Raw genomic sequence first — 16,015 nt, 5'->3', positions numbered from 1 at the left:
AAGGGCGGCCGAAGCCGCCCATTGCTCGATCAGCCGGGTCTGTATTACAGCCCCAGCAGTTCTTTGACCTTGGCGACTGTCGCCTCGGCGGTGATGCCGAAATGTTTGTAGAGTTCGCCAGCTGGGGCCGAGGCACCAAAGCTCGACATTCCGATGAAACCGGCTTTGGCTTCGCGGCCGCGCTCGCCCAGCAACCAGCGGTCCCAACCGCCGTCACGAACTGCGGCTTCGATACCGACGCGAACAGGGCCGCCCGGCAGAACGCGCTTGCGATAGGCTTCGTCTTGCTCCGCGAACAGCTCCATGCAGGGCATTGAGACGACGCGCGTACCGATTCCGTCGGTTTCGAGCATTGCCTTGGCTTCCATGGCCAAAGAAACTTCGGAACCTGTGGCGATCAGGATAGCCTGCCGTTTGCCTTCGGCTTCGGCCAGAACATACGCGCCTTGAGCGACTAGGTTCTTGGCCTTGTGCTCGGTCCGCACAGTCGGCACGCCCTGGCGGGTCAGCGACAGGACCGAGGGGCTGTCTTTGAAAGTCAGCACCAGCTCCCATGCTTCTGCGGTTTCAACAGTATCGGCGGGGCGGAACACATAAGTGTTCGGCGTCGCACGACTGATCGCCAGATGTTCGACCGGCTGGTGGGTCGGGCCATCTTCACCCAGACCGATCGAGTCGTGGGTCATCACGAAGACCGGCGGGATTTTCATCAGCGCGGCCAGACGCATCGACGGGCGCGCATAGTCGGTGAAGGCCATGAACGTACCGCCATAGGGGCGGATGCCACCATGCAGCGCCATGCCGTTCATCGCGGCGGCCATGCCGTGTTCGCGAATGCCGTAGTGAATGTAGCGCCCTTTGCGGTTTTCCGGCAGGAACACACCCATATCGGCAGATTTGGTGTTGTTTGACCCGGTCAGGTCGGCCGAGCCGCCAACGGTCTCGGTCATGATCGGGTTAACGACGTTCAAAACCTTTTCCGACGACGCGCGAGTGGCCAGCTTGGGCTGATCCTCGGACATCTGTTTCTTGAACGCGCGAATGGCACCGCCCAGACGCTTGGGGGCTTCAAACGCGTAGGCCCGGTTGAACTCTGCCTGCTTACGCTCGGACAGGGTGGTAAAACGTTCTTCCCACGCGGCACGTTCGGCAGCGCCACGCGAACCGATGGCTTCCCAAGCTGACTTGACATCCGCCGGAATGACAAACGCGTCATGCGGCCAGCCGTAACTTTCTTTGGCCGCCTTCAATTGATCCTGATCGGTCAGTGCGCCGTGCCCTTTGGAGGTGTCCTGCGCCGCATGTCCCAATGCGATGTGGCTTTCACAGGCAATCATGGTCGGCTTTTTCGACGACTTTGCCTTGGTAATCGCTGCATCAATGGCCTCGGGGTCGTGACCGTCGATATCTATCACCTGCCAACCCGAAGCGGCAAAGCGTTTCACCTGATCGGTGCGATCAGCCATATCAACTGTGCCGTCAATGGTGATGTTGTTGTTGTCCCAGAACACGATCAGTTTGCCAAGCTCATGGCGGCCGGCCAGCGTGATCGCCTCTTGGCTGACGCCTTCCATAAGGCAACCGTCGCCCGCGATTACATAGGTATAGTGATCGACGACTTTCTTGCCGTAATGCGCGCGCTGGATTTCTTCGGCCATGGCAAAGCCCACAGCGTTCGAAATACCTTGCCCCAATGGGCCAGTGGTGGTTTCGAGCCCATCAACCAGGAAATTTTCCGGGTGACCAGCCGTTTTCGCACCCAACTGGCGGAAGTTCTTGATCTCTTCAAGGGTCACGTCGCCGTGGCCGGTCAGATAAAGCAGCGAATAGATCAGCATCGAACCGTGGCCTGCCGATAGGATGAACCGGTCGCGGTCGGGCCAATTGGGGGCCGAGGCGTCAAACTTCAGGTGCTTTTCGAACAGTACGGTCGCAACATCGGCCATGCCCATGGGCATACCGGAATGGCCGGAATTTGCGGCAGCGACGGCGTCGAGGGTCAGGGTGCGGATGGCCGCAGCTTTGTCCCAGTGTTCGGGGTTTGCAGTGCGCAGCGCAGTCAGGTCCACGGGCGTTGTTCCTTTGGATTACAAGCAGATTGCGGGCTCAATACCATCCACCCCTCAAAGTGCAAGCGGAACTGGAAGAAACGCGCTTGGACAGCATCAAGAGTGCGGTCCAAGTCGTTGAAAGCAAACAGTGGGTATTTTCCACCACATTCCGTTAGACTAAGGCTGAGAGCCGTCGTCTGTGATTCGGTCAGGCGCGCAACTAGACGAACCTTGGTTAAGAGGTGACAGGGGCATGAGCCAAATCGAGGAATTGCAGCGTCGTATCATGGCGGCGATGGAACGGATCGGGTCCAGTGTTGAGTTACTGGGAAACGCGGCGCAACCGGATGGCGCAGGGGATCAAGGCCTGCGCGCCGAACTGGCTGAAGAGCGTTTGGCCAATGCGCAGTTGGAAGAGCGTTTAAAATCACTCAAGGATCGTCATGATCAGGATATTGACGCCATGCGCGCCGAGCTTGATGCGTTGCGGTCCCAGCCATCGCCAGATGGCGAGGCCGACCAGTTGCGTGCGCAGCTGGCCGAGGCCGCAACCAAGCTTGCTGCTGTCGAAGCCGCTCGCGCCGATCTGGTCGAGGCCAAAGCGGCGCTTGAGAACAACAGTGAAATCGATGAACTGAAGGCCGAAATCGAGAGGCTGCGTGGATATCAGGAAACAGCTGCCGAGGCCGAGTCTCTGCGTATTGAGGTCGATCAGCTAACACCAATGGCAGATCGGGTCGACGAGTTGGAAAGCGAGCTTGCCGAATTGCGAGCCGAGATGGCAGACACCGAACGTTTGGGCGATCTGAATGCAGAACTTGAGATGCTGCGGGCCGAGCGTGCAAGCCATGGCGCTGCAATGACAAGGCTGGATGACGATCTGCAACGTTTGCGAAAGGCGAATGAAGAATTGCGCGGCGCGGTAGACGAGTTGCGCGCTGCTGCCGAGGATGGTCTGCCTGACGCGGCTATGTTGAATCGCGCCACCGCAGCAGAACTTGAAGCAACACGGGCTGTGCGCGCGTCAGATGCGGCTGAGGCGCGCGCTGTTTTGGCCCGGCTTGAGCCGCTGCTGACACAAGCCAACCTGGCGGAAGGAGAGGTGGAGTAATGCCCGAGGTGACTATTCATATCGGCGGCCGTGGCTTTGACGTGTCCTGCCGCGATGGGGAAGAACCATTTTTGCAAGCTGCCGCCAAACTTCTGGACGACGAGGCGCAGGTGCTTTCGGATCAATTGGGGCGTATGCCCGAAGCGCGGATGCTGTTGATGGCGGGCTTGATGTTGGCAGACAAAGCCGCTGGTCAGGAAGACCGGGTACAGGCTGCCGAGGCCAAATTGGCCGCTGTCGAAGCTGAACTGAACCTGCTGCGCAATGCACCTCAGCCCGAGCCCGAGCGGATCGAGGTTGCTGTCGTGCCACCGTCGGTTACGGACACTCTGGCTGAAATGGCGGCGCGAGCCGAGGCGATGGCCGCAGTTATCGAAGAGAAGGCAAGGGGATGACTCTGGTGCGAGCGATCATGGGCAGCGTGGCTTTTGCGGCGATCGGAACTGTCGCCTTGGCCGAGATCGACATACTGTCGGTGACGTTCACCTGCGATGGCGGCACTCAGGTGCCGGTTTCCTATTTCAATGCCACAGATGGGGCCGGTGCGGCGGCGATGATGATTGATGGTCAGCTTGTCGCGATGCGGCAGGTCCCCAGTGGATCCGGTATCCGATATGAATCCGAAGGCTCAGAGGGCACCTATACTCTGCGGTCAAAAGGGTGGGACGCAAGCATTTCCTATCAGGGTACTGGCAGTACAGCCCCTGAACAACTTGTGTACGGGGACTGCACCAGCAAATAGTCGATGTTGATCAGGCGTTCGCTTCGCGGATCTTGTCGGCGGCGTCCTTGTTGTAGCCGACGCCGTTGTCATCAAACAGCGTATCCAGCTCGCCCGACAGGGTCATTTCAGTAATGATGTCACAGCCGCCGACAAACTCACCCTTGACGTATAGTTGCGGGACGGTCGGCCAGTCTGAATAGTCCTTGATGCCCTGACGGATTTCTTCGTCCGCAAGAACATTCACGTCGGCATAGTCGACGCCCATATAGTTCAGCACACCAGCCACGCGGCTGGAAAACCCGCATTGAGGCATCTCCTTGGTGCCTTTCATATACAGCACCACATCATTGGCTTTGACGGTCTCGTCGATCTGGGTTTTCACGTCGGTCATTTCGCATTTCCTTTAGAGATCACGTCTATGGCGGTCATTAATCCCTTGCCGCCAGGCGTTTTCGTCGTTTGTTTTTTTCACCAAATTTAGGTCAGTTGCTTCCATTCCCAATGGTGGTTTTTCATCAGGATCGGGTGGTGTCCATCCGCCCGCTGATTTCAGAACTTCCCAAAGAAATTTTATCATTCCGGCACTTTCGTTGTCAGCGCCAGCGCATGTAATTCCCCATCTGGTCCATCCATCTTGCCTTTCAAGGCCGCATAGACAGCGCGTTGCTGTTGCACCCGGTTTTTCCCGCGAAAGCTTTCATCCACGACCATGGCGGACATATGCACGCCGTCATGCCCGCCGACCTGAATTTCCGCATCGGGAAAGGCGTCGCGTAGCAGGTGTTCGATTTCGTGGGCGCTCATCGGCATGTAGGTAACTCCTGAAAGTCTTTCCCAAGATGTAGAGCGATGTGGGAGAGGGTGCAAGATGGGTCGGGTGCGCCAAATGGCAGAACCCGCACCTGTAAAGGGAGCGGGTTTTGCCACATTGAGAACGAGATTAAGCGCGGACGCGCGCCTTTAGGCTACTGCCGCGGCAAAGCTGGTGCGGAAGCTTTCTGCAAGTTCGGTCAAAGGTGCCTCGGACCCGCCGATTTTCACAGTGTCGCCGGTAAAACGACCGACGGATACCAGCGGAACGCCGATCTGGCCTGCAGCGATCATCAGCGCCTCGGCCTGGTCAAAGTTGCAGGCGACCAGATACCGGGCCTGATCTTCGCCAAACAGGAACTCTGTCGGTGCTTCGTCTAGGCAAACGCCGACGCCTGCGGATTCGGCCAGTTCAAAGGCAGCCAGCGCAAGGCCGCCGTCGCCCAGATCTGTACAGGCTTTTATCATCTCGCGGTTGGCGCGGATGAAATCGCCGTTGCGCTTTTCAGCCTCCAAATCGACGTATGGGGCATCGCCCTCTTCGCGATTGAAGACCTCGGCCAGCAAGGCGGATTGGCCCAGATGCCCCTTGGTTTCACCTATGACCAGCGCCACGTGGCCTTCGCGCACCTCGTTTCCTATGATCTCATCTGTGTGGTTCAGTAACCCAACCGCGCCGATGGTGGGGGTCGGCAGGATTGCTTGCCCGTCAGTTTCATTGTAGAGCGAGACGTTTCCGGACACGATGGGCATGTCCAGCGCGCCAACGGCAGCCCCGATGCCCTGAATCGCGCCCACAAACTGGCCCATAATTTCGGGCTTTTCAGGGTTGCCGAAATTCAGGTTATCGGTGGTGGCCAGCGGGGTGGCCCCCACGGCGGTCAGGTTGCGATAGGCCTCGGCCACCGCCTGTTTGCCGCCCTCAACCGGATTGGCGCGGACATAACGGGGCGTGACATCGCTGGTGAAGGCCAGCACCTTATCGGTGCCGTGCACACGAACCATACCAGCACCCAGACCTGGTGTGCGGGCGCTGTCAGCCATGACCATGGTGTCGTATTGCTCATACACCCACTGCTTGCCGGCGTAATTGGGCGAAGAGAGCAGGGCGCGCAGGCCGTCGATTGGGTCGATCTGCGGCACCTCGGTCAGCGCGTCCGCGTCGGGCGTCGCCACCCACGGGCGGTCATATTCCGGGGCGGTCGAGGACAGCTTTGACAGGACCAGATCGGCTTTGACCTCGCCGTTATGCATGATCAGGAAACGGTCTTCGGCGATTGTCTCGCCAACAATGGCGAAATCGAGATCCCATTTCTCGAACACGGCGCGGGCTTCAGCTTCAAGCTCGGGCTTGAGGACCATCAGCATCCGCTCCTGAGATTCAGACAGCATCATCTCGTAGGCCGTCATGTTCTCTTCGCGCTGAGGGACGTTCTCCAGATCAAGGCGCACGCCGAGGCCACCTTTGTCGCCCATTTCAACAGCGGAACAGGTCAGGCCCGCCGCGCCCATGTCCTGAATCGAGATAACTGCGCCGGTCTGCATCAGCTCTAACGTTGCTTCCATCAGGCGCTTTTCGGTGAAGGGGTCACCGACCTGAACGGTGGGGCGCTTTTCTTCGATCGTATCGTCAAATTCGGCCGAGGCCATTGTTGCACCGCCGACGCCGTCACGGCCGGTTTTTGCACCCAGATAGACCACCGGCATCCCAACGCCCGATGCGGCCGAGTAGAAAATCTTGTCGCTGTCGGCCAGACCGGCGGCAAATGCGTTCACAAGGCAGTTGCCGTTATAGGCGGGATGGAACCGGACCTCACCGCCGACGCAGGGGACGCCGAAACAGTTGCCATAGCCGCCGATGCCTTCGACCACGCCGTTCACTAACTGACGGGTTTTGTGGTGGCCGGGTTCGCCAAAAGACAGCGCGTTCATCGACGCGATGGGTCGCGCGCCCATAGTAAAGACATCGCGCAGAATGCCGCCCACACCGGTCGCCGCACCCTGATAAGGTTCGATATACGAGGGATGGTTGTGGCTTTCCATCTTGAAGACCACCGCTTGACCATCGCCAATATCGACCACACCCGCATTCTCGCCCGGTCCACAGATGACCTGAGGGCCGGACGTTGGCAGCGTGCGCAGCCATTTCTTGGAGGATTTATAGGAACAATGTTCGTTCCACATTGCCGAGAAGATGCCTAGTTCAGTGAATGTCGGCTCGCGCCCGATGATCTCGAGGATCATATCGTATTCGTCAGGCTTGAGCCCGTGTGCGGCGATCAGATCGGGGGTGATGGCGGGCTCTTGCATCTTCTGTCCTGTGTCCAAGTGGGCCGAGATTGCGCGCCTTTTAGGGCAAGGGGCCGTCTGTGGAAAGGGTCAAGTGACCGCAGGGTGGTTTGGGCAAAGAAAAACGGGCCCGGCACCAAAGCCGGACCCCTTGTATCAGCGCATCAAATAGGGGTCAGGCCGGAGCCGGACCTTTGTTGGCCGCATCGGCGGCGGCTGCACCTGCTGCTGCGGCTTTTTGTTCATCGGTCAGATGATCGGCGTCCTCGAGCCCTGGAATGGCCACGCGGACCTCGCGGCGGGCAAAGTCGATGCCGTTTTCCTTGAACGAAGCTTTCACCCGATTGAAGATTTCCTTGCGCAGGGTGAACTGCTTGCCTGGTTTGGCCATGAACTTGCCCCGGATGATCATGCCGACATCGTCAAAGTCGAACACACCCTGAGATTTGAAAGGCTGCAGGAAGCCATCCTTGTGAAGCTCGTCCTCCATCATCTCGGCCCCGATCTTCTTGAAGATCTTCTTGACCTTGTTGGGGTCGGTATCAAACGGCACGGTGAATTTGAGCTTCATGATGACCCAGTCGCGGCTGTAGTTGGTCAGCTTCTGAATCTCGCCGTAGGGGATGGTGTGCACCGGCCCGCGATGGTGGCGCAGCTGCATCGAACGGATTGAGATTTTCTCGACCGTGCCGGTGGTGCCACCCACGTCGACATATTCGCCCACGCGGAACGCATCGTCGATCAGGAAGAAGATACCGCCCACGATGTCCGAGACCAGTTTCTGCGCACCAAAACCGATGGCCAGACCCAAAACACCGGCACCCGCCAACAACGGGGCGATGTTGATGCCCAAGGCTCCAAGGGCCAGCAGGCCAAAGATCACCGCAATGGTGACCTGAGCGGTCACGCGCAGCAGCGGCAGAACCGTCGTCAGGCGCGACCCGCCTGCACCGCCACCTTCTCCAGCTTCTTCATCGGGGCTTTGCTCGGCCCCGGTCTGTTCCTTGGCCAGACGCTGGTTGATCCACAACGAAACGATTTCGTTGATGATATAGCCGATCGCGGCAATGATGAAGAACTGGATCAGCTTGCTGCCGGATTCCGCTCCACCACCGGCGATCTCCTGAAGATCAAGGTCCCAGGCGCGGGCGATCATCAGGATCACCAGAATGCCAGCGATGACCCGGCCAATGCGGATATAGCTACGCTTGGTTGACTTGTACGCGCGCTCGGCTACCGGACCGACACCTTGCATCGGCGGCTGCAGATGGCGTACCAGGCCACGGATCAACGTGTCCAGCGCAGGCGCGATCAGCAGCCAGAACATGGTGGTGAAATGCGCCCCCTGAACCAGCAGTCGCAGGGTCGAGGGATTGCGTTGCGCCACCAGAAACTCGACCAGCAGCCATATCACAGCCGACACGCCGATGGCGAAATAGGGGTAATATTGCGCCACTTCCTCGTCGAATTTGGTGTGATCCGGATCTGTGCCCAGCATCATCTGGGACAGGCCTTCACGTGCTTTCCAAGCGATGACGCCGATATAGATGTGGATGCCAGCATTCAGCCAGAACCCGATACGTGTTTCGCCGCCGGTAATGCCGTTCAACCGGTTAAAATGCAGCAGGAACAGGGTGAAGCCGATCAGGATCAGCAGACCGATCAGGTTGCGATGTAGATACTTGGCCCAGTGGTCATCAACATTGACCAGACGATAATGGGGCTTGTTAGGCGCCAGTACAAAGCGCGAGGCAGCGGCACCAAGGCGCGGAATCCAGATCAGATAGAACACAAAAGGCGCGGCGTAAGTGATTTGCTCGGTCGTCAGCAGGCCGCGTCCGACCGCACGAATGACGACATAAAAGACAACAAGCCCGGCGATTTCGCGGCAGAAACGACCGAACAGATAGCGGACTGCGCCCCAAAGATCGTTTTCGTCTTCAGCTTCTTTTTGGACATGCCAGCGGCGGGTCAGCAACTCGAACAGCTTTTCGGCGATGAAACCGACGACCAGAACGCTTAGGACCAGACCCATCAGGGCAAATGCCCCGTTGGTTCCGAACTTTCCAGTGAAGCTTTTGAACGCATCCACCTGCGCGTGGAAGATATTGGGCAAGGTCATTATGACCTCTGTCCAGGACGCCACCATTTCGGCCCAGATTTCATTGATTTCCGTGATCGGGTCTTCGCGTTCTTCCGCCTCAGCCGCGTTTTTCTTAGCAACCGCATCCAGACGTTCAAGCAGAATCGAACGGACCTGATCGTCCGACATCCGCGCGACCAGATCGTCAACCTGTTCGGGCGTCAGATCCTCGGGGATGCTAATGGAGGCTGGCGCTGCTGAACCTGAGGTTCCGGTGACTTGTGCGGTCAGCGGCCCTGAAAGAAGCAACACCGATAGCAATGCCAGCAACAGGCGTAATGGGTGGAACATGGATTTCGTCCTCGATCACGAAAAATTTGATTGTTTTCCGGGATCATAGGCTTGGCTAACACGATTTCCCAGAGCTTTTACAACCCTAGGCGGCTGAAATTGGGAAAAATCCAAAAAAAAGGCCGAGCACTAAGCTCGGCCGTAGTCCAACAGGGAGGTATGAAGATGATGAGCGTTTCAGCATCACCGCCTTCGAGTGCTGATTTAGGGATCACTTTGTTAACGATCAAGAGGTTTTCTTAAAGATTACATCATGTCCGCTATGCCTGTTGTGCATAGCTATAGTTTTCCCATTTGTCTCAACTGCTTACGATGCGCGATGATCTCATCCTGAACAAAGTCGCGGAAGGCAGAAATGCGTTTCGAGTGCCGCAACTCTTCCGGGTAGGCCAAGTATACCGGTACTTCGTTGCTTTGAAAGTCGGCAGGAACAGCGACAAGATCGGGGAAATCCTCGGTCACATAGTCTGGCAGTACTCCGATCCCCAGATCATGCAGGACACCCTGAAGAACCCCGAAATAGTTGTTCACGGTCAACAAAGAGCCGGGGTTATGGGTCATCAACTGGCGTACCATGCTGGCGCTGGCCCCGACCTGCGGTGCCGCAGGGGTCTGACAGATCAGCCTGTGCTTGGCGATATCTTCCAATGTTTCTGGCGGGCCGCCATGCGCGTCCAGATAGCGCCGCGTCGCATAGAGCTGCATTTGAACTGTCATCAGGCGCTTTCGTATCAGATCAGCCTGGCTTGGTTCCTTCATGCGAATGGCCACGTCGGCCTCGCGCATCGGCAGGTCCAATACGCGCTCTTCCAGCATCAGGTCGATGTTCAGATCGGGATATTGCTCGTACAGTTTAGGTAGACGCGGGGCCAGCCACAAGGTGCCAAATCCAAAAGTGGTAGTGACACGTAGAACACCAAAGACTTCATCCTCGCTGTCGCGGATACGGGCGGCGGTTGCGTCCAGTCGCTTGGACATGGCCGAAGTCGCATCGAACAGAAGTTCACCCTGTTCGGTGAGAATCAGACCGCGCGCGTGACGGTGAAACAGCGTTGCATCCAGCGATTCTTCCAATGCGCGGATCTGACGGCTCACGGCGGATTGAGACAAATTGAGCTTGTCGCCCGCATGTGTGAGGCTGCCGGCATCCGCCACGGCATGAAATATTCTAAGCTTGTCCCAATCCATCGGCGCAACTTTCGTTATCCAATCGCAGCCCTATATGAAAGACGTAACAATTTCCACATTCAAACCTGGGAAATCGTTACAGGTACGGGAAAAACCCTATGCAGGTCAGCAATTATGACCTAATATAATGAATAATGAAGCACACTAATCCGACGAGGGGAGACGTCAGATGAGTCAGCCGAAAATTTCCCTGAATGACAGGCTCGACCTGTCTAAAAGCCCGGTTCTGATGAACGGGACTCAGGCGCTTGTGCGTTTGATGCTGATGCAGAAAGCGCGTGACAAAGCTGCTGGTCTGAACACCGCCGGATTGGTCACGGGCTATCGAGGCTCACCTTTGGGTGCGGTGGATCAGCAGATGACCCGCGCGCAGAAGCAGTTGGTCGAAGCCGACGTGACCTTTCAATACGGGTTGAACGAAGATTTGGCTGCTACGGCCCTTTGGGGCAGCCAGCAGGCCGGGTTACGTGGTGACGGCAGATATGACGGGGTTTTTGGCCTGTGGTACGGCAAGGGGCCGGGCGTTGACCGATCCGGAGATGTCATGCGCCATGCCAACATGGCGGGTACGGCCAAGCACGGCGGTGTGCTTATGGCGATGGGTGATGACCATACCGGCGAAAGTTCGACCGTGCTGCATCAGTCCGAATGGTCCTTGGTGGATATGTATATGCCTGTCGTCAGCCCGGCGGGCGTGCAGGAGATCCTCGACTACGGCATCTACGGGTTCGCCCTCAGCCGGTTTGCAGGAGTCTGGGTTGGGCTGAAGACCATGAAAGACACCATCGAGGTAACGTCCGTGGTCGACGGCTCGGTCGATCGAGTGCAATTGGCGACGCCCGAGTTTGATATGCCAGATGGCGGTTTGAACATCCGGTTGGGGGACACGCCGCATCTGCAAGAGGCGCGCGTGATCGATTACAAGCGGTTTGCGGCGGAAACATTTTCGCACGCCAACAAGCTGGACAAACGGGTCTGGGGCAAGGCCGGGGCCAAGATTGGGATTGTTGCGGCAGGCAAGAACTGGCTGGATCTGGTTCATGCAATGTCGCTTTTGAATATCGACGCGAATGAGGCCGAACATCTGGGAATTACGACCTACAAGGTCGGTCAGACTTTTCCTCTGGATATGAAGGGGTTCCACGACTGGGCCGAAGGGCTCGACCTGATCATCATCGTCGAGGAAAAGCGCAAGCTGATTGAGGTTCAGGTCAAGGAGGCCATTTTTGACGATCGCCGCGGGCGTCGCGTCTATGGCTGGTACAAAGGGGGTGCCGGAACGCTGCACCGCGAAGAACTGTTCCCGACCCGCGATGCGCTTGATCCGATCATGATCGCGGAAAAACTGGGTGAAATCCTGATCGAAGAAGGACGGGATACCGATGGTGTCCGTGCCGGTCTGGCCAAATTGTCCGAGGCGCGCCGAGCGGATAATGCACAGGAAATCGCGGCTCGATTGCCGTATTTCTGCTCGGGCTGTCCGCATAACAGTTCTACCAAACTGCCGGATGGTAGCCGAGCATATGCTGGTATTGGTTGTCACTACATGGTGCAGTGGATGGATCGGGAAACGACCGGCTTCACCCAGATGGGCGGCGAGGGGGCCAACTGGATCGGCGAGGCGCCGTTTTCGACAACTAGCCATGTATTTCAGAACCTTGGCGACGGCACCTATAACCATTCAGGCGTGCAGGCGATCCGGGCAGCACTTGCGGCTGGCACCACGATTACGTTCAAAATTCTGTTCAATGACGCTGTGGCCATGACCGGTGGTCAGGGGAACGAAGGCGGGCTGAGCGCCGAACGTATCGTTTCTGAGGTCAAAGCGATGGGCGTCGAACATGTTGCTGTCGTCTATGACGAGAAAGAAGATGTGAACGTCAACGCGCTTCCGTCAGGTGTTGAAACGCATGAACGGGCCGAACTGATGCGCGTCCAGGAAAAATTTCGCGAAATAGATGGCGTATCGGTTATCGTCTACATCCAGACCTGCGCCGCTGAAAAACGCAGACGCCGCAAGCGCGGGTCTTTTCCCGACCCTGATAAGCGTGTGTTCATTAACGCCGATATTTGCGAAGGGTGCGGTGATTGCGGGGTGCAATCGAACTGCGTGTCCATTGTTCCAAAGGAAACCGAACTGGGTCGTAAGCGCGCAATAGATCAGTCCAGTTGCAACAAGGATTTCTCGTGCCTGAGCGGGTTCTGCCCATCTTTTGTGACGCTGGAAGGTGCGAAGATCCGGAAAGAGGCAACCACCGATATCGATCTGCCGGACCTTCCCGATCCAGTGCTGCCTAATATCGATGGTACGCATAACGTTGTAATAACCGGTGTCGGTGGAACCGGTGTCGTGACCATCGGTGCGGTCTTGGCACAGGCCGCTCAGATTGATGGGAAGGGTGCGGGGATGATGGAGATGGCCGGGCTCGCCCAGAAAGGCGGCGCCGTGCATATCCACTGCCGTTTGGCAAATACCCCCGACGACATCAGCGCGATCCGCGTCGCCACCGGCGAGGCACATGCGCTGATCGGGGGCGATCTGGTTGTTTCGGCCGGGGCCAAGACCTTGGGGCTTACCCAGACGGGCCAGACAGGCGCGGTGGTCAATTCTCATGAGATCGTGACCGGCGATTTCACCCGCGATACCGAGTTTCAGATCCCCAGTGATCAGTTGGAACTTGCCCTGCAAGCGCGTCTGAAAGATCGCGTTGATCTGTTTGACGCCAGCGATTTGGCACGCGCGGTGATGGGAGATTCCATATACTCTAACATGATGATCTTCGGGGCCGCATGGCAACGTGGTCTGATCCCCGTGCGCCACAAAGCGATCTTTGAGGCGATAGAGCTGAACGGTACGGCAATCGAGCGCAACAAGCGGGCTTTTGAGGTGGGTCGCTGGGCCGTTTTATATCCTGATGAGGTTTCGGGACTCCTCCGCCCGAAAGTTACCGAGCTGCCGCGAACGATTGATCAGATCATCGCCTTTCGCGCTGATCATCTGACCGACTATCAAGGAACGGGTCTGGCAAAACGGTATCGCAAGCTGGTTGATCCTATTGAGGACGAAACGGTTCGCGAGGCGGTGGCGAGGGGCTATCATAAGCTGTTGTCCTACAAGGATGAATATGAGGTTGCCCGCCTGCTGTTGAGAACCCGCGAAAAGGCCGCTGCAGAGTTTGACGGTGATTTCCGGATGACATTCCATCTGGCGCCACCGGCCCTTGGCGGCAAAGAGGTGAACGGCAGACCGCCCAAGCGTCAATTCGGGGAATGGTTCCTTGGTCCGCTCAAGCTTTTGGCGCGGCTGAAATCCCTGCGCGGAACGTCACTGGACCCGTTTGGTTACAGTGCAGAGCGCAAGATGGAGCGAGCACTGATCCGTCAGTATGAACAGGATATGAACGCCGTTTTGCCGAAACTGAATCCGGATACGCGGGAAGCGATCGTCGCTTTGGCGCGATTGCCCCTGGACATCCGCGGATTTGGACCCGTTCTGAAAGAGAATGAGGCCAAAGCCGCGAAACGGCGCGAAGAACTGCTGGCTTCGATCCGCGATGGTGGTCCGGAACTGCGCAGCGCTGCAGAGTGAAACGTCACAAGCGTGTCATGTTAACTTGGCAAAATTGCTGCCTGACATTAGGTGTCAGGCAGTAAATCCGGAGTTCACGATGCCCTCGCGCCGTCACGTCGCCCGTGACATATCCTATGCACATTCGGCCACCACAAAGGGTGGTCAGATGGTCATCAGGCTTATGGAAAACACCACTGGTCGACTGCGTCTGATCCGGCGTGCCGATGGGTACGAGCAGGACGTGCTGGGTGGGCGCGACTTCTGGGACGTTATGGTGGACCGTTATGGTCTGACTCTGGATGTGGTGGGCGGTGCGCTTTCCAACATCCCAAATGAGGGGCCGCTGATCCTGATAGCCAACCATCCCTATGGGATACTGGATGGTTTGATGATGGGGCACATCCTGTCTCAGACGCGCGGCGATTTTCGCATCCTGGCCCATCGTGTGTTCCGCAAGGCCGAGGATATCAACAGGGTCATCCTGCCCATCTCGTTTGACGATACGAAAGAGGCGATGAAGCTGAACCTCGAAACCCGTAAGACAGCGCTAGGCTATCTTGAGGATGGAGGTGCAATCGGGATTTTCCCCGGCGGTACGGTCAGCACTGCCGCTAGGCCGTTTTCGCACCCGATGGACCCGGGCTGGCGCGGGTTCACGGCGCGAATGGTTGCCAAGTCGAACGCTACGGTAGTACCGGTGTTCTTCGACGGGCACACCTCGCGCCTGTTCCAGATTGCCAGTCATCTGCACAATACGCTGCGCATGGGTTTGTTGATCAAAGAGTTCAAGCAACGTGTCGATACGCCTGTCAGAGTGGTGATCGGAGAGCCGATCGAGCGTGATGTTCTGGACCCGCTTAGCAAAGATACGCGCAAGATGATGGATTTCCTGCGCAAAGCCACGTATGAGCTGTCTCCGAAGCCGCTAAAGTCTTATGACTACGGCTATGAGTTTGAGGAACGGCATCGCGCCTGAAGGGGCAAATGGCAGTAGGTATCTTTGATTCCGGATTGGGCGGACTGACCGTCCTGAACGCCGCGCAGAAACGTCTGCCCGACGTTGATTTTCTGTATTTTGCGGACAGTGCGAATGCGCCCTATGGCGTTCGCGATGCCGACGACATCTATCAACTGACGCGCCGTGCTGTGAACGATCTGTGGGCGCGGGGATGCAATCTGGTGATTCTAGCCTGCAACACCGCCAGCGCGGCGGCGCTGCGCCGGATGCAGGAAGAAGGTGTGCCCGAGGGCAAGCGGGTTCTGGGTGTTTTTGTCCCATTGATCGAAGCCCTGACCGAGCGGCAATGGGGTGATAATTCTCCGCCACGCGAAGTCGAGGTTCAGCATGTTGCGCTGTTTGCGACACCCGCGACAGTGTCCAGCCGTGCATTCCAGCGCGAACTGGCTTTTCGTGCCATCGGCGTGGACGTCGAGGCACAGGCTTGTGGAGGCGTCGTTGACGCCATCGAAGACGGTGACATGATCCTGGCCGAGGCATTGGTTCGCTCGCACGTGGATGCACTGAAACGCAAGATGCCCGAGCCTCAGGCCGCCATTCTGGGCTGCACCCATTACCCGCTGATGGCCGAGACCTTTCAGCAGGCGCTTGGCCCGCAGGTCAAGGTCTATAGCCAGGGTGATCTGGTTGCGGAAAGTCTGAAAGACTACCTTGCACGCCATCCTGATATGCTGGGTGATGGCGAAGGTGGGTATCTGACAACCGGCAAATCGGATGTTGTCAGTGACCGGGCAACGCAGTTTCTGCGACGACAAATCTCGTTTGCGGCCGCCTGACCTAAGTCAAAGACGGCCCCGTTCCAATTTCCTAAATCCATGA

General features: G+C 57.5%; 12 protein-coding genes. 6 read left to right on the top strand and 6 right to left on the bottom strand.

The window, feature by feature from the left end:
• Positions 1 to 44: 44 nt before the first annotated feature.
• The gene (gene tkt, locus ACR0FG_RS06440) at positions 45 to 2,069 is read right to left on the bottom strand and encodes a transketolase (protein WP_480891221.1); all 2,025 of its coding nucleotides are present in this window, start codon (positions 2,067 to 2,069) and stop codon (positions 45 to 47) included.
• A gap of 235 nt (positions 2,070 to 2,304) precedes the next feature.
• On the opposite strand from tkt, the gene ACR0FG_RS06435 reads away from it, so the two are divergent.
• Genes ACR0FG_RS06435 through ACR0FG_RS06425 form a run of 3 tightly spaced genes read left to right on the top strand, consistent with a single transcriptional unit; the run spans position 2,305 to position 3,904 of the window.
• Complete coding sequence (locus ACR0FG_RS06435) at positions 2,305 to 3,162, top strand: hypothetical protein (RefSeq protein WP_480891220.1); 858 nt, start codon at positions 2,305 to 2,307, stop codon at positions 3,160 to 3,162.
• A complete protein-coding gene (locus tag ACR0FG_RS06430; RefSeq protein WP_170711418.1) occupies positions 3,162 to 3,557 on the top strand; it encodes a cell division protein ZapA in 396 nt (131 codons plus the stop codon). Before ACR0FG_RS06435 ends, ACR0FG_RS06430 begins: the two co-directional genes overlap by 1 nt.
• Positions 3,554 to 3,904, top strand: a complete 351-nt coding sequence (locus tag ACR0FG_RS06425; RefSeq protein WP_170711419.1) for an MliC family protein — start codon at positions 3,554 to 3,556, stop codon at positions 3,902 to 3,904. Before ACR0FG_RS06430 ends, ACR0FG_RS06425 begins: the two co-directional genes overlap by 4 nt.
• 10 nt (positions 3,905 to 3,914) lie before the next feature.
• On the opposite strand, the gene grxD is transcribed toward ACR0FG_RS06425, so the two are convergent.
• The 5 genes from grxD to ACR0FG_RS06400 all read right to left on the bottom strand — a co-directional run bounded on the left by grxD (position 3,915) and on the right by ACR0FG_RS06400 (position 10,607).
• The gene (gene grxD / locus ACR0FG_RS06420; protein ID WP_170711420.1) at positions 3,915 to 4,277 is read right to left on the bottom strand and encodes a Grx4 family monothiol glutaredoxin; all 363 of its coding nucleotides are present in this window, start codon (positions 4,275 to 4,277) and stop codon (positions 3,915 to 3,917) included.
• 182 nt (positions 4,278 to 4,459) lie between these two features.
• Positions 4,460 to 4,696 (bottom strand): BolA/IbaG family iron-sulfur metabolism protein, encoded by a 237-nt coding sequence (locus tag ACR0FG_RS06415; RefSeq protein WP_170711422.1) that lies wholly within the window; start codon positions 4,694 to 4,696, stop codon positions 4,460 to 4,462.
• A 150-nt stretch (positions 4,697 to 4,846) separates the two neighbouring features.
• Positions 4,847 to 7,006, bottom strand: a complete 2,160-nt coding sequence (gene purL, locus ACR0FG_RS06410; protein WP_480891216.1) for a phosphoribosylformylglycinamidine synthase subunit PurL — start codon at positions 7,004 to 7,006, stop codon at positions 4,847 to 4,849.
• Positions 7,007 to 7,160: 154 nt separating this feature from the next.
• A complete protein-coding gene (locus ACR0FG_RS06405) occupies positions 7,161 to 9,419 on the bottom strand; it encodes a mechanosensitive ion channel family protein (protein WP_480891214.1) in 2,259 nt (752 codons plus the stop codon).
• Between the two features lie 279 nt (positions 9,420 to 9,698).
• The gene (locus ACR0FG_RS06400) at positions 9,699 to 10,607 is read right to left on the bottom strand and encodes a LysR family transcriptional regulator (protein WP_170711425.1); all 909 of its coding nucleotides are present in this window, start codon (positions 10,605 to 10,607) and stop codon (positions 9,699 to 9,701) included.
• A 169-nt stretch (positions 10,608 to 10,776) separates the two neighbouring features.
• On the opposite strand from ACR0FG_RS06400, the gene ACR0FG_RS06395 reads away from it, so the two are divergent.
• The 3 genes from ACR0FG_RS06395 (at position 10,777) to ACR0FG_RS06385 (ending at position 15,972) form a co-directional block, all read left to right on the top strand.
• On the top strand, positions 10,777 to 14,196 hold the full coding sequence (locus tag ACR0FG_RS06395; RefSeq protein ID WP_480891212.1) for an indolepyruvate ferredoxin oxidoreductase family protein: 3,420 nt from the start codon (positions 10,777 to 10,779) through the stop codon (positions 14,194 to 14,196).
• A 79-nt stretch (positions 14,197 to 14,275) separates the two neighbouring features.
• Positions 14,276 to 15,154 carry a lysophospholipid acyltransferase family protein gene (locus ACR0FG_RS06390; RefSeq protein WP_480891210.1) on the top strand — a complete coding sequence of 293 codons (879 nt, stop codon included), beginning with the start codon at positions 14,276 to 14,278 and terminating at the stop codon, positions 15,152 to 15,154.
• Positions 15,155 to 15,162: 8 nt separating this feature from the next.
• Positions 15,163 to 15,972 carry an aspartate/glutamate racemase family protein gene (locus tag ACR0FG_RS06385; RefSeq protein ID WP_170711428.1) on the top strand — a complete coding sequence of 270 codons (810 nt, stop codon included), beginning with the start codon at positions 15,163 to 15,165 and terminating at the stop codon, positions 15,970 to 15,972.
• Positions 15,973 to 16,015 lie beyond the last annotated feature (43 nt).

The sequence above is a fragment of the Ruegeria sp. E1 genome (assembly GCF_056534225.1).
The sequence above is the reverse complement of the archived record's forward strand: the minus strand, read 5'-3'. Positions and strand labels throughout refer to the sequence as shown.

Coding starts and splice junctions, on each gene's coding strand:
- ACR0FG_RS06405 (WP_480891214.1), bottom strand. CDS start 9,419: ATGTTCCACCCATTACGCCTGTTGCTGGCATTGCTATCGGTGTTGCTT.
- ACR0FG_RS06400 (WP_170711425.1), bottom strand. CDS start 10,607: ATGGATTGGGACAAGCTTAGAATATTTCATGCCGTGGCGGATGCCGGC.
- ACR0FG_RS06430 (WP_170711418.1), top strand. CDS start 3,162: ATGCCCGAGGTGACTATTCATATCGGCGGCCGTGGCTTTGACGTGTCC.
- ACR0FG_RS06415 (WP_170711422.1), bottom strand. CDS start 4,696: ATGCCGATGAGCGCCCACGAAATCGAACACCTGCTACGCGACGCCTTT.
- ACR0FG_RS06425 (WP_170711419.1), top strand. CDS start 3,554: ATGACTCTGGTGCGAGCGATCATGGGCAGCGTGGCTTTTGCGGCGATC.
- ACR0FG_RS06395 (WP_480891212.1), top strand. CDS start 10,777: ATGAGTCAGCCGAAAATTTCCCTGAATGACAGGCTCGACCTGTCTAAA.
- grxD (WP_170711420.1), bottom strand. CDS start 4,277: ATGACCGACGTGAAAACCCAGATCGACGAGACCGTCAAAGCCAATGAT.
- purL (WP_480891216.1), bottom strand. CDS start 7,006: ATGCAAGAGCCCGCCATCACCCCCGATCTGATCGCCGCACACGGGCTC.
- ACR0FG_RS06385 (WP_170711428.1), top strand. CDS start 15,163: ATGGCAGTAGGTATCTTTGATTCCGGATTGGGCGGACTGACCGTCCTG.
- ACR0FG_RS06435 (WP_480891220.1), top strand. CDS start 2,305: ATGAGCCAAATCGAGGAATTGCAGCGTCGTATCATGGCGGCGATGGAA.
- ACR0FG_RS06390 (WP_480891210.1), top strand. CDS start 14,276: ATGCCCTCGCGCCGTCACGTCGCCCGTGACATATCCTATGCACATTCG.